Source organism: Dorea sp. ICN-14282 (assembly GCF_037890115.1).
Classification (GTDB): Bacteria; Bacillota; Clostridia; order Lachnospirales; family Lachnospiraceae; genus Dorea_B; species Dorea_B phocaeensis.
Genome location: NZ_JBBKBH010000002.1, coordinates 390,051 through 412,905, shown reverse-complemented (window position 1 = coordinate 412,905; position 22,855 = coordinate 390,051). Strand labels below are relative to the sequence as shown.

The following is a 22,855-nucleotide window of genomic DNA, read 5'->3' as shown; positions in this document are numbered from 1 at the left end:
AGTTTGAATTATGAGTAAAGAAAAGACACAGGGAAAATCAGGAAATACGTTCCTGAATGCATTGAAAAAGAGTAATATGACAGCGATGCTGGCAATCCTGGTAGTGATGATTATTATTGCCAGCATTATTTCGCCGTATTTTTTGGATATTTATAATTTGCAGTCAGTGCTTAGAGATCTTGCGTTTATCGGAATGATCGGTATTGCGCAGTCGTTGCTTCTTCTAGTAGGAGAGTTGGATTTATCTGTTGGAAAGATGGCCTGCTTGTGTGGAATCCTGACAGGAATGCTTATGGTAAATGTAGGATTAAATCCATGGTTATGCTTGGTTATCGGACTGGTTCTCGGTCTTATCTTTGGATTTATCAATGGAATGATCATTACTCGCCTTCGTCTGAACTCCATGGTTGCAACAATTGGAATGCAGGGCGTGTATGGAGGAATTACACTGGTGATCACGAAGGGAAAAGCGGTTACAGGTATTCCGGCGGATACACAGGTACTTGGAAAGCAGTCTTTGGGTCCTGTCCCGATTCCATTTATTATCTGTGTTGCAGTTTTGATTCTGATTTTGTTCATGGTGAAAAAGACAAAGACAGGACGTTATATTTATGCAATTGGAAACAGTAAAGAAGCGGCAAAAATCCTGGGAATTAAAGTGGATCGCATCCGTGTTATGATCTATTCTATCGTAGGACTGATTTCCGCATTGGCAGGACTTTTATATGTATGCCGTCTGGGATCTGCGCAGACTGCGATTGGAGAAGACTGGCCAATGAATTCCATTGCAGCGTCCGTTATCGGTGGTGTATCACTGACTGGAGGAGTAGGTAATCCGGTAGGGGCTCTGATTGGAGCGGCCGTGATTACGATTATTCAGAATATTATCGTACTGTTTGGTGTCAATTCATATTGGCAGTCAGCAGTCAGTGGAATCGTGGTAGTAATTGCGATTTCCTTCAGCTCTATTTCTGATATTGTACGAGAAAACAGACAGAAGAGAATTAAACTGAATTAAGTGTATCCGAAGGAAAAGGAGGAATGAAAATGAACTTGGGATTGAATTTGTCATTTGCAGTAAAGCGCTGGCTGGATCCGGTACGTCTGGCAGACATGATAAAGAATGATTTCAACGTGGAGCATGTGCAGTTCACCTGGGATTTGATTGATCCCTGGTGGCCGACAGAGTTAAGAGACCAACTGGCAATTCAGTACAAGGAAGCATTTGAGAATGTAGGGGTCAAGATAGATGCAACTTTTGGCGGACTGGCTTCCTATACTTATGCTCATCTGCTGGCACCGTCTAAGGAGCAGCGTGAGTGTGCCTTTATGTTCTTTCAAAGAGCGATTGATTTGACGGTGAAAATGGGAGCGAAAGTGATGGGAACTCCGGTCGGAGGAATGTCTTATGAAGATGCAAAAGATCCGGTGAAGCGCAAGGAGCGGTATCAGGATATGCTTCAGTACATAAGAAAATTGGCATCATATGGACGTGAGAATGGATTGGAGGAGATTCATATTGAAGCAACACCGCTGATTACAGAGTTTCCGCACAGCCCAGAGGTGTCTGTGAAGATGATGGAGGATTTAAAGGATACCGATATCCCGGTGAAGCTTTTGATTGACTGGGGGCATGCGCTTTATGAACCCCTTTTGAAGGAAGAGGCGGATATTGATTTGTGGTTCCAAAAATGTGCGCCGTATATTGGCTCCATTCATTTACAGCAGACGGATGGAAAATGGGATCGGCATTGGGATTTTACACACGAGGATGGAATTGTAACGCCCAAGAAGATCAAAGAGGCAACCAGCCTGGCGGGTCTTGATGATCGGATACAGTATTTGGAGGTTGTTACGATATTTGAAGACGATGATGATCGTGTCTATGAGAATATGAAAAAGACAATGGATTATCTGCATAGAGAACTGGGTTGCTAAAAGGAGAAGATATGGAGTATCAAGAAATTTATCGGAAAATACAGGAAGAGCATCGTCAGGTATTTGAAAAGATGGATCAGGAAAATATGAGGGAATTTATGGATGAGATTAAAAAGCATCCTAGGATTTTCTTTATTGGAGTTGGTCGGGAAGGGATGACAACCAAAGCATTTGCCATGCGCCTGATGCATATGGGAAAAGAGATTCACTGGATCTGGGATGATACGACTCCGGCTATTAAAGAGGGCGATCTGCTGGTCGCAACGCTTGGAGACGGCAGAATCGGACATATTGATTATGTATGCAGGCGAGCCAAAGAGGCGGGGGCAATGATTTATGTTGTTACCGGTTCGCCAAGTGGAGAGACGGCCAAGAATGTGGCAGACAAAGTCTTCTTTGTGCCGGCGTCTGTGTACCGCGGAACCGATGAGGTGGTTCCTTCTTTTCAGCCGATGGGAAATCTTTTTGAGCAGTGTCTGTTACTTATGTTTGATATCATCGTTATGCTGATTGTAGACGAGACACCAGGGCTTACATTTGAAGGAATGGCAGAGAACCATCGGAATATAGAATAGAGAATGCATTTAAGGAGGCGTTTTTTTATGGGAACGAAAAAAATCTTAAATAAAGATGTATCAAATGTGGTGGAAGAAAGTCTTACAGGTTATTTGCTGGCCTATCAGAAATATTATAAAAAAATAGGAGAGTATAATGCATTTTTTTATAAAGGGCACAGAAAAGACAAAGTTGCGCTGGTGATCGGCGGCGGAAGCGGACATGAGCCTTTGTTTACCGGATATTGCGGAGCGGGACTGGCAGATGCGGTTGCATGTGGTAACGTGTGTGCATCTCCAAATCCAGAGTTAATTATGGAAGCTGCAAAAGCAGTTGATCAGGGAAAAGGTGTTTTGTTCGTATATGGAAACTATGCCGGGGACAATCTGAATTTTGATATGGCAGAGGAAATGTGCCAAAAAGAGGGAATTCAGACGGCGCATGTCAGAGAGTGGGATGATTTTGCATCAGCGCCAAAGGAAAGGATCACGGATAGAAGAGGAATCGCTGGTGATGTATATACGATTAAAATCGCTGGTGCGGCGTGTGATGCAGGACTTAGTTTAGAAGAGGTAGTGCGAATCACGGAGAAGGCGCGGGACAATACAAATACGATCGGCTTAGCAACGTCTCCGGGAACTTTACCTGGAAATGAAAAACCTACATTTGAAATTGCGGATGATGAAATGGAATTTGGTATGGGACTTCACGGGGAACCGGGAATTGAGCGTACCAAGATGATGCCGTGCAGCGAGATGGTAGACCGCATGTACCACGAGCTGAAGGCAGAAATGAATCTGAAAGAAGGGGATGAAATAGCAGTTTTAGTCAATGGACTTGGATCAACCCCACTTTTAGAATTAAATCTGGTCTATTATGAATTATATAAACGGATGCACAAAGATGGTTTGAAGGTCTATGATGCAGAGGTGAAAACCTATTGTACTTGTATGGAGATGGGTGGATTTTCCATTACTTTCTTAAAGTTGGATGAAGAGCTTAAGAGTTACTACGATGCACCATGTTATTCACCATATTATGCAAAGGGAGCAGCAGAGCAGGTGACCTGGGAAGCGCAGGAAGAAGAGGAAATCGAATTTGACGAGTCTGATATAGAAGCGGCTCCAATTATACGAAGTAAAGAAGGCGTTCTGGAAGAACTGAATGTAGAAGATGCAAGGAATATGCTTCTTTACATTGCGGATAAAATCATTGCAAACAAGCCATATTTGACAGAAATTGACAGTGCGATTGGAGACGGAGATCATGGCATTGGCATGGCAGGTGGAATGCAGAAGGCGAAGAGAAAGCTTCTGAAGTTGGAAGATCAGGAAAATGTATACCGTATTTTTGAAGAAGCGGGGCAGGCAATGTTGATGTCCATGGGCGGCGCGTCTGGAGTGATTTTTGGAAGTTTATACCTGGCAGGTGCCAAAGGTATGGAATCGAAAAATGTTCTGACAGCTTTTGATCTTGCAGAGATGGAGGAGAAGAGCTTGGCAGCCATTCAGGAGCGCGGAGGCGCCAAAGTTGGAGATAAAACGATGGTGGACGCTTTGGCACCGGCTGTAGAGGCGTTGAAGAAAAATGCAGATCTTGGACTGCTGGAGATGCTGAAACAAGCAGAAGAAGCGGCGAGGATCGGTATGGAAGATACCAAGAAATATGTAGCAAAATTCGGACGTGCGAAATCTCTTTTGGAAAGGGCAATTGGACATCAGGATGCAGGTGCAACCTCTGTATATCTGATTTTCCAGGGAATGAGAGAATTCGTGGAAGGCACATTGAAATACTAGAGAAAATAAAAGAACGGATATAGATAATTCTTACTGTACTTCAAGGCTGCTTGCAAAGTTTTTGGATATAGAAAAATTGCATAAATAGTACAACATATTCAAAAAAATCATACTTATTGTAGAAACAATAATCGGATGCTATACTACAATCGACAGCAAGGAGAAAAGGATTGCCATAAAGCAGGAACAAAAGAAAAGGAGGGCGCAGGGAATGCGAAAAAAAGCTGCAATTGTGATAGCAATGCTGATCTGTAGTATTTTTGTGGGAGGAATGAAAGTACAGGCAGCAGATGGGAGTGTGGAGGTAAATGTTCCAAACGAATATTTAAAGAAATTGATTAATGTTACATTAAAGAAGGAGGAGACAGCACCGATTACCTGGCAGGAAATGGAATCTTTGACAACATTGGATACAACGAATATTCCGACTGTTGACAGTGATACACAGATTCATACACATGGAATCTCAGATTTGACGGGCCTGGAGTACGCGGTGAATCTGGAAGAACTGCATCTGAAGGAGAATGAAATTACAGATTTATCTCCAATTGCAAATTTACAAAAACTGAAAAAATTGGATGTTCATAGAAACGAGTTGACGGACATCACACCGCTGAAAAGCTTGAAAAATTTGGAATATCTGGATATTTATAATAACAAGATTCGAGATATTTCACCGCTGACCAGTTTGAAAAAGCTGACATTCTTAGATATGCATTATGTGAACCGTCAGACTGCAAAAATTGATATTACACCGCTTGCCGAGTTGACGAATTTGAATTATCTAAGCCTTGAGAGCAATTTGATTCAGGACATCAGTTGTTTGAAGCCGCTTGTGGACAGTGGGAACTTAAGAACCATTCTGGTGCGTGTGAATGATATTACGGACTTTACCGTATTAAAGCCGCTCTTAAATGAATTGTACATTGACAATTTTGGATCCAGTGACGAACTGATGATAGGAACTGTAAATCAGAAGACTTCCGGAGATCCGAAGGAAGTGCGTGTACCAAAAGAAGGCGGATCCGTAGAGGTTCTGCTGCCGGAAATTAAAGGGTTTGAGGATGTGGATGCATTTTGGGCAGAAATGTTTGAGGCGCCGACAACCAAGACGGTGACATTTTTAGAAGAAGTTGAGGGCGCGTCTGTTACCTACGATGCAGAGAAAAATGTGGCGGTTATCGAGATGGATGAGAATATCGTAGGAAACAAGAAGGACATTCTTGCAAATTTGCAGATTGCATATGAGATGACGGATTTTACATATTATCTGCCAATTCATCTTACACAGGATGCGCAGTATAGCTTCACTTTAAATATTGCCGATCAGAATCGTGTGAATCTGCATATGGATACCAGAAACGATCTCTTTGTATCAGATGAGGCTATGGTAGGAACCGTTGTGGATGCAGATGGAAATCCGGTTCAATTAGAGCAGGTATCCGTTGAGTTTACCGGAACAGTAGGAATGGGAAGCAACAAATTCGATCAGGGAATCTTTGAGGCATATGAGTTAAAGACCGAAGGAAATACATTGTCATTTAAGATCGCAGGAAAGACCGGAACGGAAATACCGGAGGGTAATTATACCTTGCAACCGACGATTGCATTTAAGGTGGCAGGCGATGATACGGTATATCAGATTCCAGAGAAATTTAAGATTTACAACTTGTATGTATCACCAACAGATCCTTTGAATCTTGGAAATAATATTGTATTTGATCTGGCGCAGGAGCCAAATGCAGAAGGTAAGTATACGTCTAGAAAATATGAAGTGAAGCTTCCAAATGACCGGGAAATCAGTTGGATTACGGTAAACAACAGTAAAGGAACTCAGGTGTATACATCTACACGCGATCCGCAGTGGCAGGCAGGAGAAAAGAATGGATTTACATTAACGCTTGCACCGGAAGAAATGAACGATGTATTTTACGTAAGAATACAGCCTGCTTCTTTAAAGAGGGATTCTCAGATTGAAATTCTCAATATGGGTACGAGATTCGTGTATTCTAAAAAAGATGCACAGATTGAAGACGGTTTCCAGATGAATCTAAAGGATAGTATAGAAGCGGGAAGTGAATTAGAATTAGCAGTTTCTTATGGAGAGGAACCATGTGAAAATTATGCGGTTATCTCTTCTGATGAGAATGTGCTGCGGGCAGAAGGCAACAAGATAGAAGCAGTCGCAGAAGGTAAGGCTGTGCTGGAACTGACAGGACTTTCCTTCCCTTATGAGATAAAGGAAAATCTGTTCCGTGAAGTGGAATATGAAAATGCTGTTCAAAAGAATGTTACTGTGACACGCGCGACAGGCGGCGGAGAAGGCGGAACAAATTCATCTGTTCCAAAGCCGGAGGGATCAACTGGCAAACCATCTGGAAAGGGTGAGGTGACGAAAATCCCGAAGACAGGAGATGAGTCGTTCGTTGGTTTATGGAGCATACTGGCTGTGACAGCACTTGCAGGCGTTATGTGGGGATTTGGAAGAAAAAGGTTGTAGAAGTTAACTTAAAATCAGAAGGGAAACTCCTTGATAGAGTTTACCCTTCTGATTTTTTTATCCTTTGCCAGAATCAAGGCCGAGAATCGTGTCAAATACCGCGCGGTAGTTGTCCATTAAGTCTCCCTGGCTGTTGCCGGCTGCCCAGGTAAAGGAAACACTTCGGAATGCATGGTATAAGGCGTACGCAAGATTTTCGGCCGGAGAAGTGACAGGAATCTCGTGTTCAAACTGGGCGTTTCGGATTACTCGGATAACGGTTTGGTATAAGTACATTTCTTCAGGGAAAACGGCGGTTTCTTTTCCTTGAAGCGTCGTGGTGTAAAGACGGTTAATGATAGAAGGACCGAGTTCTTTGGCATTTTCGCTATAAGAGCCGAGAAGTTTCCAAAGAATATCTACATTGGAAGAGGGTTCGGCGAAGGAGTTCAGAAGCTCTTGGGAATGGATGCCGACGTACTCGTTTATATCGGATAGAATATCGTCTTTTGAGGAAAAGTGATAATAAAAGGTACGTTTTGTAACACCTGCCGCCTCACAAATTTGCACAATAGTAACATTTTTGAAGCCAAAACTAGTAAAAAGTTCCATTGCACACTTATGAATACGCTCTTTGGTAAGTTCTCCTTTTCTTTTCTTTTTTTGTGCTTTTTCCATAATTTCACCTCTATAATTTCGTGTAATATGCTGTTTTTGCAAAAGTATTGAATGTTTAAGATTGACAAAAGATTGACAAAAGACTAAAATCCAATTATGTTACCGAGGTAACATAATTTGGGCAAAGCATACGGAAAGTATACTTTGTTTCATTATATCATCTGAAAACCTAATATTCTATATGGTTTTGACAGTTTTGACGGAGGAATGTAGAAATGAACAAATTATTTGAGCCCATTCAGATTGGAAGCCTGACACTGAAAAACAGAATCGTTATGGCGCCCATGGGAACAACAACCGACGTCACGAATGCGTTTAACATGCGTGATGTGAAATACTATGGAGAGAGAGCAAAAGGAGGATGTGGACTGGTTTTGACTGGAGCTGTGGTGGCATCAACAGAGTTTGAGCCGGCGCCTTGTCAGAAATTGACGAATACGAAAGATGTCTACATGCTTCAGATGGTGGCGGAACGAGTGCACTTTTACGGGGCAAAGTTTGGAATCCAGCTTTCGCCGGGAATCGGGCGCATGAACTGGATAGATCCGCATACGCCACCCTACTCATCTAGTGAGATTCCGAATTATTATGTTCCGGAGATGAAGTGCCGAGCGCTTCCAACGGACGGTGTAAAGCGTCTGGTTAAGGCGATGGGAGAATCTGCAAAGCTTGCGAAGGATGCAGGGGTAGATATCATAGAGCTTCATGCGTACGGCGGATATCTGATTGATCAGTTTACTTCTGCCAAATGGAACCATCGTACCGATGAATATGGGGGGAGCTTTGAGAACCGTCAGCGGTTTTTAAAAGAAATTGTAGAGGAGGTTCGCCGTTCTTGTGGAAAAGATTATCCGATTGCTATCAAGATGACGATTGACAGTATGGATGATGAAAGACCGTTGGAGGAAGGAATCGCAATTGCAAAATATCTTGCTGACAGTGGGTTGGTAGATATGATTCATTTTGGACGCGGCTCTTATTCCTGTCGTTGGAGAATGGTAAGTTCTGTTTATCAGCCGGCAGGATTTGACCTGGAAGCGGCGCCTATGGTTAAGGAGATTGCAGGGAAGATACCAGTAATGGCACATGGCAAACTGAACCATTCGGATGTGGCAGAAGCTGCGGTTGCAGAAGGCAAGATTGATCTAGTTGCGATTGGACATGGATTGATTGCAGATCCGCACTGGGCGAATAAAGTAAAGAATGGGAATCTGGATGATATTAATCCATGTATTGGATGTGCAGAATGCCATTTCAATGCGATGAAAGGCCACTCAAGACCGTGCGCAGTGAATGTTCATGGAATGAGAGAAGGAGAATTTAAGTTGACACCGGCGAAGACGGATAAGAAGATCATGGTGATTGGAGCGGGACCGGGAGGATTAAAGGCGGCGGCAACGGCAGCAGAGAGAGGATATAGAGTTTCCCTGTACGAGAAGAATACTTATCTTGGAGGAGCGATGGCGGCAGCGGGAGCTCCGAGCTTTAAAACAGATGTCAGGGAGCAGGTGGAATATCTGAAGAGACAGATTGTGAAGTTCCAGGTAGACCTTCACCTGAACACGGCGGTTGATATCGAGGATGTCAAAAGAGAAAATCCGGACTATGTGGTTGTAGCGACGGGAGCCAGCCCCTTTATTATTCCGGTTCCGGGGCATGATAAACCGCATGTAAGTGCGGCGATTCCGGTTCTCATGAAGAAGAAGCAGGTCGGGCAGAGAGTTGTAGTTATCGGCGGAGGAGATGTAGGATGCGAACTTGCATGTGAACTTAAGCTTCAGGGAAAAGAGGTTACCATTATTGAGATGCTGGATGATATCTTGATGGCGGGAGAAAGCTTTGTGGCAAATCATCAGAATATCCGTTACCTGGTAGAACGTTCGGGTGTAGCATTACTGTGCGGCGCAAAGGTGAGCGAGATTTTAGACGACGGCGTCCTCGTTTCTAAGAATGGGGAGATCCAAAAGGTTAATTGTGACAGCGTGGTGTTCGCGACAGGATACAGAGCGAATTCGGATCTTTATATGGATATCTTAAAGGCGGGATTTGAATGTGTCCAAATTGGAGACAATGTAAAGCCAGGAAAGATTATCAATGCGATTCACCAGGGGTATCATTGTATTCGCGTCCTGGAAGAAGACTAAGAAATACAGAAGAATCATATACGAACAAAGAAAGATGAGGGAAATTATGTCAACACAAGCAAAGACCATGATCAATGACGAGGATGACGTACTCGTATATATTGATCCAGCAAAAAGAGCAATTGTAACCATCGCATTATTAATCGGATTTTTTGGAATTCATTTTTATATGCGTGCATTTTCTATGTGTACATCCTATATTATGGCAGACTGGGATGCAGGGCAGTACTATTCGGCGGGCAAAGCGCTTCAGACTGCAATTATGGTAGTGGCAACTTCTGTGTCCATGTTTTTGATTCCGAAACTTGGAATTCGTAAGATTATGGGAGGATCCTTGCTGATCGTAATCCTTTGTGACATCGGTACGTTATTTGCGCCAAACCTTGCGGCGTTCCTGATCTGTGTTATGGTTCAGGGAATTGGAAACGCAGGTATGGTTGCTAACATGATCGCAATGATGAATAAGATCTGGCAGCCGTCCAAACGTGCGATGTGGCTTTCGTCTATCGGAATTACACAGGGAATTGCAGCGATCGTGGTTCCTACTCTTGCAGGAGTTTTGATTGATAAGTGGGGATGGGAATCTGTATATTTCGTAATGATTGCAATTCAGGCAGTCGGCTTTATAAGTATGATGATTTTCACACCGAAAGATACGACCCAGCGGAATTACGTTGAAAAATCTTTTGATGTAAAGGGAACGATTCTTTTCGTTGTATGGGTGTGCTGTATCGTACTTGCATGTAACTTTGGTAACGCATGGGGATGGGCGAGTCCGGCGATTCTGACGCTTCTGGCGGTTGGATTCGTGAGCCTTGCAGTGTTTATTGTTGTTGAATATAGGTTGGGTTCCACTGCAATCTTTCCGATTAAACTATTTAAAGACAACCGTAACTGCACCATGATTTTCCTGCAGTCGTTTTTCTCTTGCGTGGTATGTATGGGACAGTTTGTGTTCGTAATTTACTATATGCAGGTAGTGATGGGACTGTCGGCGGCAATTTCTGCAATTCCGTTTACGATCTTTTCGGTTGGAACGCTGGTAATGCCTACCGTGTATGGATATATTTATAAAAAGACTGGAAAGTGTAAAGCACTTCTTGTTATTACGATGCTTTTGGTTTGCGCAAACTGCTTCATGTATGGATTGTTCCTTGCGCCGACAACAAGCCTTGGCATGATTTATTTTATCTCCGTTATCGGAGGTCTGGGACATGCATCCTGTGTGACGCTCTGTTACAACGCGGCGGAAGAATATCTTCCAGAGAGCCGTATGGCAGATGGAAATGCAGTGGCATACATTGCGATCTGTATTGCAGGAAGTGTTGGACTTGCAGTGATGCAGGCTGTTGCCAATGGCGTGACGGCAAGCAAGGTAGCGGCTGGTGTAGAGCAGGTAGCGGCAAGTGGAGCAGGATATGTAGCGGCGATGTTTGTAGCTGGTATCGCAGGCTTGATTGGTGTGGCAGCATCTGCATTACTTAGCCGTAAAATCAAGGAAAACGGATCGGTAGAATAGCAAAATGGAGGAAAGAGAACATGGCAGATAAGTATGGAATTGTAACGGGAGCTTCTCGCGGGCTTGGAGCGGCGATTGCCGAAGAGCTTGCAAGAGAAGGTTACAATGTAATCATTACATATAATGGAAACGCGGCGAAAGCCGAAGCGGTAAAAGCCCGCCTTGAGAAGGCGTTTGGAGTTCGAGTAGAAACATTTAAGCTGGCGGTGCAGAACGAAGAGGAGATAATTGTGTTCCGTAAATGGGCGGAAGAGCGGATGGGGAAAGACCTTCACGTCCTTGTCAATAACGCGGGAATCTATGCAAACGTTCCCAGTGATAAGATAGAATCAAAAGTATTTTGTGATATTATTGACGTTAACGTAAAAGGAACTTTCTTTATGAATCGTCATTTTGTGGACCTTATGATTGCAAATCATTTTGGGAAGATTATTAATCTTTGTTCGGCGGTTGGTCTGCGTGCGGCTCCTGGTTCTATTGCGTATGCAAGTTCTAAGTTTGCGGTTCGAGGAATGACGCAGGCGATGGCGCTTGATCTTGGCCAGTACAATATTCAGGTGAATGCAATTGCGCCGGGGGCACACAAAACAGATATGTACTGGGATGCGGTGAAGACAGATCCGGTTCTGATGGAGACTCGTACGAAATCCTGTCCGCTTCAGCGTGCAGGAGAAGTGACAGAGATGTGCCACCTTGTGCGATATTTCCTGGCTTCTGATTTTATTACTGGCCAGGTTGTGTCACCAAACGGTGGAACGACCATGGTTTAGAGTTATGGGCTACGTTAGTATTTTTCTTGGGCTTGCAGCGGTAATCTGCCTGATGATGCGCAGGTGGAGTCCTCTTATGGTTGGGATTGCCGCTGCCGCAGTTGTGATTTTTATGAATGGACTTCCCTATGGGGAAACCATGATGACAACTTTTTTTGACGGCTTTTGTACAAGCTTTCAGTCTCTGTTTCCACTGATTTTTTCGGGAAGTCTGCTGGCACAGGTGTACAATCGGTCTGGAGCTGTCAATGCTGTGGGAGATATGATTGCAAATGCTCTTTTTAAAGAGGACGCGGGCGCAACGAGAAAATATGTATCCTGCATTCTTGCGATGGCTTTGGCATCGGGAGCGCTCGCTTTTTGCGGTCTGAATGCGCTTGTCACATTGATGGCCATGTATCCGATTGCCCTGCGGCTGATGGAAAGAGCGAATGTTCCCAAACGGTTCGTAATGGGAATCTTATCCTGTGGAGTGTATACATTTGCGATGTCGGCGCCTGGATCTGCCGAGACGGTGAATATTCTGGCAATGCAGGCGCTTAGCACTTCTTCTTATGAAGGTATCGTAGGCGGAATTGCAGCATGTATCGTGGAAATCCTGGTTACGACGGTGCTAACGACAGTTATGATAAAGAAGGCGGTTGCCAGAGGGGAGCGTTTTGCATACGGACCGAGAGATGTCGTTGCGACAAGTGATGCGAAATGTCCAAACGCAATGGTTTCGTTGATTCCGCTTTTGGTGCTGGTTGTTCTGTTTAATCTTTTTAAAGTTAATATTTTTTCGGCAACAATGATTGCCTGGTTATTGTCTTTGGTGTTGTTCTGGAAATATCTGCCAGGCAGAGGAAGAAAAAAACGTGCGGAGATTTTAAAAATTATGCAGGCTGCTGGGGAACAGGCTTTTGGTCCGGTCAGTGCAGTTGGGTCCATCGTAGGATTTACTACGATTGTACAAAGCCTTCCAGAATTTCAGAATATGCTCGACGCGGTATTTCGCTTAGATCTTTCGCCTGCTGTTATTCTGATTGCTGCGGTTTGTATGATTGCTGCGCTGACCAGTTCGTCTACTGCGGCAATTCGGATTGCAGTTCCGATCGTTGCGGAAAGATGTACAGAGGCGGGACTTTCCTTGGCGTTCGTACACCGGGTGTCCTGTTTTGCGTGCTCAATTGTAGATACACTGCCTTATGGAACTGCCGTGATTATCAACCTTGGTATAGCGGATCTGGATATGAAGGGCGGTTATCCGCCGATGTTTGTGGCAACTACCCTTGCAACGGCGTGTGGAACACTGGTGTGTGCGCTGGTGATGTATTTCTTCCCATATCTTCCTTAAGCCTTTCTGGTTTTCAAAAAGCCAGTTAAAGATCTTTGAAGCGATATTGTCAAGGATCATAAGCTGTGCTAAAATACAGAAAAATAGACAATCAGTCATGGAAAAGGAGAAGAAAAGTATGAGCATATTATTTATAGAATATCCAAAGTGCACCACTTGCAAGAAGGCTAAGAAATGGCTGGATGATCACGGGATTGCTTATGAGGACCGCCATATCAAAGAGCAGAATCCGACGGCAGAAGAGTTGGCGGTCTGGTATCAAAAGAGCGGGCTTCCAATTAAGAGATTTGTGAACACGAGTGGAATGCTGTATCGCGAAATGAATTTAAAGGACAAGCTTCCGACCATGACGGATGAAGAGATTCTAGAGCTTCTGGCAACGGATGGAATGCTGGTAAAAAGACCGCTCGCAATTGGGGATGACGTGGTATTGACGGGATTCAAAGAAGCAGAGTGGACTGAAAAATTAGAAAAATAGAAATAAAAGTGAAAAAAGCCGAAAAGAAAGCGTGGGCTGTCCTTCTTATAGGACAGCCCACGTTGCATAATAACAGTAACAAGAAGAACAGATGCAAGAGTTTTGGAAGGAGCGGTTATTATGCGTGGTTACCATACAGATAAAGGATACATGGGATATGTGGACGGAGAATATATGTTGTTTAGCTGTGAATCAGATTACTATGAATTTCTTGAAGATTAAGTGTCCCATAAGAGTCTCATCCATGCTATACTGGTACATATAAGTGGCAAGAGGAGGAAATATGGCGAAAGGAAAGAATCAGAAATTCAAATTGTACCGGCTGGCACAGATCATGCTGGAAAAGACGGATGAAGATCATTTTCTGACCATGGCAGAGATCAAGGAAGAATTGGCGCGTTATGAGATTACGGCAGAGAGAAAGAGTCTCTACAATGATTTGCGTGATCTGGAGGTTCTTGGAATCGAGGTGGCAGGAGAGCCTTGCGGAGGCGGATATCGTTATCATGTGGTGGAGCGTCCGTTTGAGATCCCGGAACTGAAGCTTTTGGTGGATGTGATTCAGTCTTCTAAGTTCATCACTGCCAGAAAGTCCAATCAGCTGATCGCAAAGCTGGAAAAACTGGCGAGCAAATATGAAGCATCTGCACTGCAGCGTCAGGTTTTCGTTGCGGGACGGATTAAGACCATGAACGAAACGATTTACTATAATGTAGATACTATTCATGGAGCAATTGCAAAGAATCGAAAGATCCACTTCCAGTATTATCAGTGGAATGTGAAGAAAGAGATGGAACTTCGCCATGGCGGAGCATATTACCATATCAGTCCCTGGGGACTTTCCTGGGATGCGGAGAACTATTATCTGGTGGGATATGATTCTGATGCAGAGCAAATTAAGCATTACCGTGTAGATAAGATGCTGAAGATTACGCTGTCGGAAGAAGCGCGGGAAGGAAAAGAGTTTTTCCAAAAGCTTGACATGGCAGCTTATGCGAAGAAAAGTTTTGGGATGTATGGAGGAAAAGAAGAGGCGGTAAAGCTTTTGGTGAAAAATGATCTGGCGGGAGTGATTATTGACCGGTTCGGGAAAGATGTGATGATGGTTCCGGCAGACGAGGCACGTTTTACTGTGAAGGTGGACGTGCAGGTCAGCGGTCAGTTCCTGGGATGGATTTTCGCTTTGGGTGATGGTGTGGAGATTCTGGGACCGCCAAGCGTCCGGGCGCGCATGAATCAGGAGATCTTACGGCTGGCAGATCGATACAAGGGGGAGGAGATGGAAGAGAATGACAGAATTTGAAAGATTGCAGGAGATTATAGCTCAGCTTAGAGGAGAGAATGGCTGTCCCTGGGATCGGGAACAGACGCATGTAAGTTTGAAGCCGGCCTGCGTGGAAGAAGCGGCAGAGGTGGTTTGCGGGATTAATATTTTGGAGAAGACTGGGGATGCAGAGAATCTGAAGGAAGAGCTAGGAGATCTTTTGCTTCAGGTGGTGATGCATGCGCAGATTGCCGAGGGAGAAAATCTCTTTACCATGGATGACGTCATCCGCGGAATCTCTGAGAAGATGATCCGCCGTCATCCCCATGTATTTGGAACGACAGAAGTCCAGAATTTTCAGGAAGTATTGGTGAACTGGGAGTCTATTAAGAAGAGAGAAAAAAAGGGAAAAGAGTGGGCGAGGGCGTACCTTCCGGAGGCTTTTGATGAGGCGAAGGAATTGATTGATGTTGCAAAGCGGCGGAAAGGATATGTTTAAATAGTGGCAGGAAAGCGAAGCATAAGAGCCCGCAAATCTTTGTTAAAGCCAGAGATTAGCAGAAGCAGCCGGAAAACTTTGGGGTTGGAAGTGACACCAGAAGGAATGATCAGAATTCGGGCTCCATATGGAGTTTCAGAGGATGTGATCTTAAGGTTCTTTGAAAGCAAATCTGCATGGATTCAGAAGAGTCTTGCGAAAGTGCGGGCAAGACAAGAGCAGCTCAAAGAAGAGGAAGCGCAGTACGGGAAGTTAACGGAAGCGGAGCTTAAAGTATTGAAAATGCAGGCGGAGGAAGTGTTCCCTGCGCGAGCAGCCTTTTATGCTGGGAAAATGGGAATATCATACGGGCGAATTACCATTCGCAGACAGAAGACCAGGTGGGGGAGTTGTAGCCAAAGAGGGAACTTGAATTTTAATTGTCTGCTGATGATGGCTCCGACGGGAGTCGTTGATTATGTGGTAGTACATGAACTTTGCCATCGAATTGAGATGAACCATTCGCCCCGATTTTGGAAATTGGTTGGGGAGGTATATCCGGATTATGATCGGTGGAAGCGCTGGCTGAAGGAAAATGGCGGGCGGCTGATGCGGATGGCAGAGGAAAAAATATAATAAAAGGAGCAAAATAGAATGAACAAGAAAAAAATCAAGAAGTTAGTAGCAATTCAACCAGTATCTTTTTTGGAGGAAAGTAAAGCGGTTTTAGATCAATACTGTGAGGAAACCATTTTTTATGATACGCAGCCGGAGAATGCGCAGGAGATCGTCTCCCGGATTGGTGATGCAGATGCTATTTTCGTAAGCTATACTCATGCAATCGGAGCAGATATTCTGTCCCAATGTCCAAATGTTAAATATATTGGGATGTGCTGCAGTTTGTATTCCGAGGCAAGTTCTAATGTGGATATCGCGTATGCGAGAGAGCACGGAATTACGGTGACCGGAATCCGGGATTATGGAGATGAAGGGGTAGCAGAGTACGTGCTGATGAATCTGATTAGACGACTTCACGGCGTAGATGGTTATCAGCCGCTTTTAGGAGAGATCTCAGAGGTATCAGGAGCAAAGGTTGGACTTCTGGGGCTGGGAGCCAGCGCGCAGGCAGTGGCCAGAGCGCTTAAGATGATGGGCGCAGATGTTCGTTATTACAGCCGAACCAGAAAACCAGAACTAGAAGAGGCGGAAGGATATCGCTATCAGGAGCTTCATGGACTCTTGGAGGAATGTGATGTGATCTGTAGCTGCCTGAGTAAAAATGTGACATTACTGTATGAAGAAGAGTTTGCGATTATGGGAGCAAATAAACTCTTATTCAATACGGCGCTTAGCCCGTGTTTTGATCAGAAAGCTTTGGAAAAATGGCTGGATCTGGAGAATACCTGGTATTTCTGCGATACTTTAATGGGATTGGGAGAAGAATCTCTGCTGGAGAGAAAGAATGTCTATTGTCAGAAACGTTCTTCAGGTATGACAAGGCAGGCGGTGGAACGCTTGAATTCTAAGGTGCTTGATAACCTGGATGGATACTGCAAAGAGGTATAGAGTTAATTGGGGACGGAGTAAAATGCAACTTTACTCCGTCCCAAATTACATTTACAGAAAGACTTTGAAAATTCTGAACTATACCTGATACTGATATCCGCCATTATCTTTGACACCGTAGAAATCGGCAAAAGATAGGTGAAAGATATCCGTTTCCCGTCCGGAAAGGTCAATCTGATTTTTGATCAGATATTGATAGATTCCGGAATAGTCAATTTTTCCCTGCAGAAGAATGCTGTCTAATTTGCCGTTCCTAAGAATTGCGCGGCGATAGTTGTGAGCATCCTCTTCTTCCAGTACAAGATCTCCTTCTTCGGCGACTCCGCGACCCAAAGAGAGTGTTACCAGACCGTAGAAATTCATGGTGTTCTTCATGGCATATCGGTCCTCGTACACGGTATGGATTCCACACATGTTAAGTGCGGCGGTCTGACCTTGTTTCATAGCGTTTGGCCAGATTCCGGATAGTCCGGCAACATCACCTGCTGCATAGATATTCGGGCAGCTGGTCTCCATGGTATCTGATACCTTGATAAAGCGATCGATGTCGATCGGAGTATCCTGAGCGCATTCCAGTGCGGGACGAACCCCGGCGGCAACGATGACCAGATCGCAGTCGATACGGGTTCCATCGTCCAGAGAGACAAAGTCGATCGCCCCCTGATCGTTCATGTGAGTTTCAGAAGCTTTTTTTCCAAGAAGGAAACGGCAGCCGTGCGCTTCAAATAAATCTTTGTATGCCTGCCCGGCCGTTTCATTTAACTGGATCGGCAGGATTCTGTCTGCCATCTCTACGACGGTTACGTCCTTGCCCTGTTCCAGAAATGCATAGGCTGCATCCATACCCACAAGTCCAGAGCCGACGATTAGAATTTTGTCAGCCTGGTCAGACAATGGGCGGATTGCCTGAGCATCGGACAGATTACGAAGGCCAAAGACGTTGTTTGCTTCGCGGAACTGTCCCACCGGCGGAATGAAGCTATTGGCGCCGGTTGCAATCAGAAGCTGGTCAAAGGGCTGTGAACTTCCATTTTCCAGACATACAAGCTTCTGTTCCACATCAATGGTACGAACAGGAGCGCCTTTGATCCATGTAATGCGATTGGTTTCAAAAAAGTCCGGCTCTACAAAGGAGAGGGTATCCTCATTCCTTTCATGGCTTAGATAGCGGTGGAGCATACAGCGGGAGTGCACGTGCGTGTCTGTGGAAATCATGGTAATGGAACAGCTTGGATCCTTTTCGCGGAGCGTTTTGGCGGCTGTGATTCCGGCAGCGCCAACTCCGATAATTACATGTTTCATAAAGACACCTCCTCTACATAGATTGCCTTTTTCGGACAGGATTTTACGCAGTTAGGCTCTGCGTTATCCAGCAGGCAGAAATCGCATTTGATGACCTTGGTGTGAGCGGCGGTGTCGGCTTTTAAGACTCCGTACGGGCAGTTCATAACACACATGAAGCAGGAGCCACACTTTTTCTCGTCGTAGGAGACGATTCCGGTCTGCGGATCTTTGGTAAGCGCTCCGCTCATGCAGGACATAACGCATTCTGGGAGATCACAGTGGCGGCAGAAGATAGGACGGTAAGATCCGTCCGGCATCTTCTCGATGTGATTTCTGGATTCGTTTCGGATATCGGTCAGATCCAGATCATATATGGTTCCGGGAGTTTCCCGGTGTGCCTGCATACAGGCGACGGTGCAGTTTTTGCAGCCGTCACATTTGGAGGCATCAATCATAATTCGTCTCATAGCGCTCCCTCCTATATGTGTAAGCCTTGCCGTTTTTCCAGAATGATCTGTTCCAGAATGTTGGCAGATTCTTTGGCGTTGTCGTTAATAATGACCTGACCTCCGGTTAATTCTTTCATATCTTCTGTCAGTACCTGAACAGCCGTCTTGCTGCCAGTTACAAATGGCGGAAGTCCAAGATGCAGTGGAAGTCCAAGCGCAAGTCCGAAGCATCCGTCGGCGAGAGCCTGCTCTTCCAGCCACTGTGCGGCAGAGAGAACCAACGGAAGTTTCGGAAGGTCTACGCCAAGTTCAGAAGCAATCTCTGTGGCAACGATTTCCAGACGGCCAATAGCCAGGCAAGGACCAAAGTTTAATACCGGTGGAATGCCAAGTTTCTTACAGACTGCACGCAGTTTAGGTCCGGCAAGTTCTGCAGCTTCCGGTGTCATAAGACCACAGTTTTCGATTCCACCAGAGGAACATCCGGCAGTCAGAACCAGAATATCGCGGGCGATGAGTTCTTTGGTAAGGTCTACGCTTAAGACGTCATGCCCTCCGGCCGTTAAATTGGAGCATCCAACGACTCCGGCGATTCCTTTGATTTCTCCGGCAGCAAGAAGTTCAATAAGCGGAGTCCATTTTCCGCCCAGGAAGTCTTTAAGAGAACCTTCGCTGACGCCGGTTAGGGTGTGATCGTTTCCGTGGTCTTCCATCAGGTGAAGCGGTACTGTACCTCTTCGTTCCTTGTAAGATTCGATGATTTTGTCGATAATGATATCGCTTTGTTCTTCGCGATGTGCGAAATCAAACTGCATCAGTTCTGCATTTGCCTTTTTGGCAACATCGTCCAGGCAGATCTGTTTGATCTTTAATTCATCGCAGATTGGTTCAATTCCCGGAAGTGTACAGTTGAACTCTGACAGGACAGCGTCAATGGCGCCGGTTGCGAGAATTGCTTCACTGGTGTAGTTATTTCCGGCGTGTCCATCGAATACCTCCGTGTAGTGCGCACCGCGAAGTTGCAAATCCTGGCCGACACAGGTACAGCCTACCAGTTTGAAGCCTTTGGCGCCGGCGGCCTGTGCCTTTTTCTTCGCTTCTTCGGAAATCAGACGTTCCTGAAGATCTACAAAGATGGTGTGCTGGTGTCCGGTGATCATAATATTGATATAGTCCGGGTCAATCACGCGAAGTCCTACAGGAGCCATGCGAAGTTCTGGCTGTCCAAGGAGGACGTCGTTTAACAGGTTGGTCAGGGTAAGCCCATAGACACCTGTGGAGATTCCAAGCTTCAGGCAGTCAGTCAGCATATCGACTGGATCGGAATTTAAGTTGGTGGAACATTTTACGACTCCTTTGAACACTTCTGCTTTGGCGCCGCCCGGCATAATACCAAGTTCTTTCCAGCGTGCTACGCGGGGAGCATAAGCAATCTTTTCGATCAATTCCGCAGAGACATACTCTGGTTTGTAGAGGTCGGCCAGAACAGCGTCAGCCACTTTTTCAGCCTTTTTATAGTTGTCTTCTTCCTCGATTCCAAAAATGTCTGCCAGATGGTTTAAGGAAGCAATTCCTTTTAATTCTCCCTTTGCCTGTGCAGTCTTCTTAAGATTCAGCGCTGTATTCTCTACGATATGTATATAACAGCCGCTCCCGGAAGCAACCGCTCTTAGAAAATTACGGGCAACGATCGTATCTGCGCTTGCGCCGCAGATACCTCTTGGAGCTTCTGGGGTAATCCGGCATGGGCCGTTGGAGCAGAGACGGCAACAGACACCCTGTAAGCCGAATCCACATTTGGTACTTTGTCCTTCGACGCGGTGGTGGGAAGTTTCCATTGGAAGGGAACGAATAAATCCTTCCAGCGGCTGATCTGCACTTTTGCAGGTGTTGCATCCATAGCATTGGTTCATTTGTGAATCCTCCTTTTAAAACTTGACTAAAATAGTAAAGATTTAGATAAAAAATTATTTACAGAATAATTCAGATAAAAATTTCGCCTTCATTTCCTGTAAAAGTAACGACTGCAGCCGGCAGAATTCATGGTGTACGATGCAGGGAGCATCTTCCGTGTTCTTGGGGCAGCAGTGCCCGGCTTTCATACACTCCATCAGCAAAATGTCGGGGTCAATGGCCGTACAGACATCATATAGGGAAATGTCTGAGAGCGGGCGCTTTAGACAGTAGCCGCCGTTCGTGCCCCGGTGGCTTTCGACCAGTCCGGCTTTTTCCAGCTTTCTGGTAACTTTATATGCGATGGCAGAAGACAGATATTCCATTTCGCAGATTTTGGAAACGCTTACAAGTTCCCCGGATGAAAGTGCTCGCATTACACGAACACCATAATCACATTCTCTTGTAAATAACATATCGGACCTCCTTGCTTGTATAGATTCAATATATAATACTGTACTTATATAGTCAAGTATGCGTGCGGAATATGAAAAAAACCGGGATTATGACGAAAATAGGAGCCGAATCGTTATCTTTTTAACGAAAAATACAATGAAAATATGTGCAAATGTGACAATGAAAATATGTGCAAATGTGACAAGGAAGGTGAAATAAGGTTGCAACAACAGCGATTCTATAGTATGATGATTCAAAGCGTTAAAGTGCTAAGATGTAAAAATAAAAGAATCTACGAAAGGAAATGGGAAACATGGTTGCAGTCATTGAGGCGATATATCGATTTTTATGGGGGGATTTGATTACGATACCGCTCCCTGGCGGGAATAGCTTGGGATTATCTTTGCTAGTGATCCTTTTGATTCCGACCGGAATCTACTTTACTGTTCGGACAAGGGTGCTGCCGATCCGAATGTTCCCGGACATGGTAAGGGCGCTGCGGGCGAAGAAGGAACAGAAAGAACCGAAAGGAAACAAAGGACAAAAGAGCAGTCTTTCTACTTTGCAGACGCTGGTTGTGTCTACGGCGACGAGAGTGGGAATGGGCAATCTGGTTGGTGTAGTAGCGGCGGTTTCAGCAGGTGGAGCAGGAGCTGTATTCTGGATGTGGGTAACGGCGCTTATCGGTTCGTCTACCGCGTTTATCGAAGCGACACTGGCACAGCTTCACAAGGAAAAGGATCCGCTTTACGGCGGTTACCGGGGAGGCCCGGCGTATTATATTCACCACTTTTTTGAAAAAAGGAGCGGGCAGAAGAAAAAGAAGGTTCTTTTGGCAGTGTTATTTGCGATTTCCGGACTTATCTGCTGGTGTGGAATCAGTCAGGTTATCAGCAATTCCGTAGCATCTTCTTTTGAAAATGCATTCCACATCCCACCGATTTATACAACAATTGTGCTGGTGATTGGTGCGGCAGTTATCGTACTTCGTAAAAATGCGACGGTAAAAGTGCTGGACGTGATGGTTCCGATTATGGCGGTCTGCTATTTTGTGATTACGATTTTTATTATTGTTAAGAATCTGGGAAATATGCCGGAGGTGTTTGGAAGAATTTTCCGGGAGGCATTTGGAATTCGCCAGGTTGTAGGCGGAGGATTCGGTGCAGTTGTTATGAATGGAGTGAAACGAGGACTTTTCTCTAATGAGGCGGGATCCGGTTCAGCTCCTTGTGCGGCAGCAGCGGCAGAGTGCGAAGCTCCGGTGCAGGCGGGACTTGCTCAGGCGTTAGGCGTATTTATTGACACCATCGTAATCTGCAGCTGCACGGCGATGATTATGCTCCTGGTTCCGGAGAATCTGATTGCCGGAAAAGAAGGAATGGATCTTCTGCAGACGGCAATGGGATATCATTTAGGAAAATTTGGAATTATTTTCATTGCGGCGACATTGTTTATGTTTAGTTTTTCGACATTTCTTGGAATTCTGTTCTATGCAAGAAGTAACGTATCCTATTTGTTTGGGGATAAGTGGGCATGGCAGACAGCATACAAGGTGCTGGCGCTTGTGATGTTATTCGTTGGAGGAATTGCGACTTACACATTTGTGTGGGATCTCGGTGATGTGGGAATCGGACTGATGACGGTATTTAATATTGGAATCTTATACCTGATGGGCGGAGAGGCGCTTAAGGAGCTTGCGGGATATGAGGCTTCCAAGAAGAAAGAAAAGAGATAGAATGAAAATTTAAGAGACGAATAAAAAAATGGGCCGC

General features: G+C 45.0%; 20 protein-coding genes. 15 read left to right on the top strand and 5 right to left on the bottom strand.

Features of this window, described 5'->3' with window-relative positions; genetic code table 11:
* Nucleotides 1-10 precede the first annotated feature (10 nt).
* From WKT00_RS07410 to WKT00_RS07390, 5 genes are all read left to right on the top strand, one after another.
* Nucleotides 11-1,018: an ABC transporter permease gene (locus WKT00_RS07410; protein ID WP_101695113.1), complete on the top strand. Its 1,008-nt coding sequence runs from the start codon at nt 11-13 to the stop codon at nt 1,016-1,018.
* Between the two features lie 29 nt (nt 1,019-1,047).
* Nucleotides 1,048-1,938, top strand: coding sequence for a sugar phosphate isomerase/epimerase family protein (locus tag WKT00_RS07405; protein ID WP_340262545.1), 891 nt, complete (start codon nt 1,048-1,050; stop codon nt 1,936-1,938).
* A gap of 11 nt (nt 1,939-1,949) precedes the next feature.
* Nucleotides 1,950-2,513 (top strand): SIS domain-containing protein, encoded by a 564-nt coding sequence (locus WKT00_RS07400; protein ID WP_340262542.1) that lies wholly within the window; start codon nt 1,950-1,952, stop codon nt 2,511-2,513.
* Nucleotides 2,514-2,540: 27 nt separating this feature from the next.
* Nucleotides 2,541-4,289 (top strand): dihydroxyacetone kinase subunit DhaL, encoded by a 1,749-nt coding sequence (dhaL, locus tag WKT00_RS07395; protein ID WP_101695110.1) that lies wholly within the window; start codon nt 2,541-2,543, stop codon nt 4,287-4,289.
* 211 nt (nt 4,290-4,500) lie between these two features.
* A complete protein-coding gene (locus tag WKT00_RS07390) occupies nt 4,501-6,789 on the top strand; it encodes a leucine-rich repeat domain-containing protein (RefSeq protein ID WP_340262540.1) in 2,289 nt (762 codons plus the stop codon).
* Between the two features lie 57 nt (nt 6,790-6,846).
* On the opposite strand, the gene WKT00_RS07385 is transcribed toward WKT00_RS07390, so the two are convergent.
* Nucleotides 6,847-7,446, bottom strand: coding sequence for a TetR/AcrR family transcriptional regulator (locus WKT00_RS07385; protein WP_340262538.1), 600 nt, complete (start codon nt 7,444-7,446; stop codon nt 6,847-6,849).
* Nucleotides 7,447-7,661: 215 nt separating this feature from the next.
* On the opposite strand from WKT00_RS07385, the gene WKT00_RS07380 reads away from it, so the two are divergent.
* From WKT00_RS07380 to WKT00_RS07340, 9 genes are all read left to right on the top strand, one after another.
* On the top strand, nt 7,662-9,590 hold the full coding sequence (locus WKT00_RS07380) for an NAD(P)/FAD-dependent oxidoreductase (protein ID WP_101695107.1): 1,929 nt from the start codon (nt 7,662-7,664) through the stop codon (nt 9,588-9,590).
* A gap of 46 nt (nt 9,591-9,636) precedes the next feature.
* A complete protein-coding gene (locus tag WKT00_RS07375; protein ID WP_159459856.1) occupies nt 9,637-11,109 on the top strand; it encodes an MFS transporter in 1,473 nt (490 codons plus the stop codon).
* 20 nt (nt 11,110-11,129) lie between these two features.
* The gene (locus WKT00_RS07370; RefSeq protein WP_340262534.1) at nt 11,130-11,879 is read left to right on the top strand and encodes an SDR family NAD(P)-dependent oxidoreductase; all 750 of its coding nucleotides are present in this window, start codon (nt 11,130-11,132) and stop codon (nt 11,877-11,879) included.
* Nucleotides 11,860-13,215: a GntP family permease gene (locus WKT00_RS07365; RefSeq protein WP_340262531.1), complete on the top strand. Its 1,356-nt coding sequence runs from the start codon at nt 11,860-11,862 to the stop codon at nt 13,213-13,215. Before WKT00_RS07370 ends, WKT00_RS07365 begins: the two co-directional genes overlap by 20 nt.
* A gap of 118 nt (nt 13,216-13,333) precedes the next feature.
* Nucleotides 13,334-13,693, top strand: coding sequence for an arsenate reductase family protein (locus WKT00_RS07360; protein ID WP_173814989.1), 360 nt, complete (start codon nt 13,334-13,336; stop codon nt 13,691-13,693).
* Nucleotides 13,694-13,976: 283 nt separating this feature from the next.
* On the top strand, nt 13,977-14,996 hold the full coding sequence (locus WKT00_RS07355) for a helix-turn-helix transcriptional regulator (protein ID WP_101695102.1): 1,020 nt from the start codon (nt 13,977-13,979) through the stop codon (nt 14,994-14,996).
* A complete protein-coding gene (locus WKT00_RS07350) occupies nt 14,983-15,456 on the top strand; it encodes a MazG family protein (RefSeq protein ID WP_340262523.1) in 474 nt (157 codons plus the stop codon). The genes WKT00_RS07355 and WKT00_RS07350 overlap by 14 nt, the downstream gene beginning before the upstream one ends.
* A 3-nt stretch (nt 15,457-15,459) precedes the next feature.
* A complete protein-coding gene (locus tag WKT00_RS07345) occupies nt 15,460-16,071 on the top strand; it encodes a M48 family metallopeptidase (protein WP_340262520.1) in 612 nt (203 codons plus the stop codon).
* 18 nt (nt 16,072-16,089) lie between these two features.
* A complete protein-coding gene (locus tag WKT00_RS07340; RefSeq protein ID WP_101695100.1) occupies nt 16,090-17,001 on the top strand; it encodes an NAD(P)-dependent oxidoreductase in 912 nt (303 codons plus the stop codon).
* 78 nt (nt 17,002-17,079) lie between these two features.
* Here the strand turns inward: WKT00_RS07340 and WKT00_RS07335 are convergent, their stop codons facing one another.
* Genes WKT00_RS07335 through WKT00_RS07320 form a run of 4 tightly spaced genes read right to left on the bottom strand, consistent with a single transcriptional unit; the run spans nt 17,080 to nt 21,103 of the window.
* Nucleotides 17,080-18,303 carry an NAD(P)/FAD-dependent oxidoreductase gene (locus WKT00_RS07335; RefSeq protein ID WP_101695099.1) on the bottom strand — a complete coding sequence of 408 codons (1,224 nt, stop codon included), beginning with the start codon at nt 18,301-18,303 and terminating at the stop codon, nt 17,080-17,082.
* On the bottom strand, nt 18,300-18,752 hold the full coding sequence (locus tag WKT00_RS07330) for a 4Fe-4S dicluster domain-containing protein (RefSeq protein ID WP_340262513.1): 453 nt from the start codon (nt 18,750-18,752) through the stop codon (nt 18,300-18,302). Before WKT00_RS07330 ends, WKT00_RS07335 begins: the two co-directional genes overlap by 4 nt.
* A gap of 11 nt (nt 18,753-18,763) precedes the next feature.
* A complete protein-coding gene (cooS, locus tag WKT00_RS07325; RefSeq protein WP_340262510.1) occupies nt 18,764-20,647 on the bottom strand; it encodes an anaerobic carbon-monoxide dehydrogenase catalytic subunit in 1,884 nt (627 codons plus the stop codon).
* 54 nt (nt 20,648-20,701) lie between these two features.
* Complete coding sequence (locus WKT00_RS07320; protein WP_101695097.1) at nt 20,702-21,103, bottom strand: RrF2 family transcriptional regulator; 402 nt, start codon at nt 21,101-21,103, stop codon at nt 20,702-20,704.
* Between the two features lie 293 nt (nt 21,104-21,396).
* Here WKT00_RS07320 and WKT00_RS07315 point away from each other — a divergent pair, with 293 nt between their 5' ends.
* Complete coding sequence (locus tag WKT00_RS07315; RefSeq protein ID WP_173814986.1) at nt 21,397-22,818, top strand: alanine/glycine:cation symporter family protein; 1,422 nt, start codon at nt 21,397-21,399, stop codon at nt 22,816-22,818.
* Nucleotides 22,819-22,855: the final 37 nt, after the last annotated feature.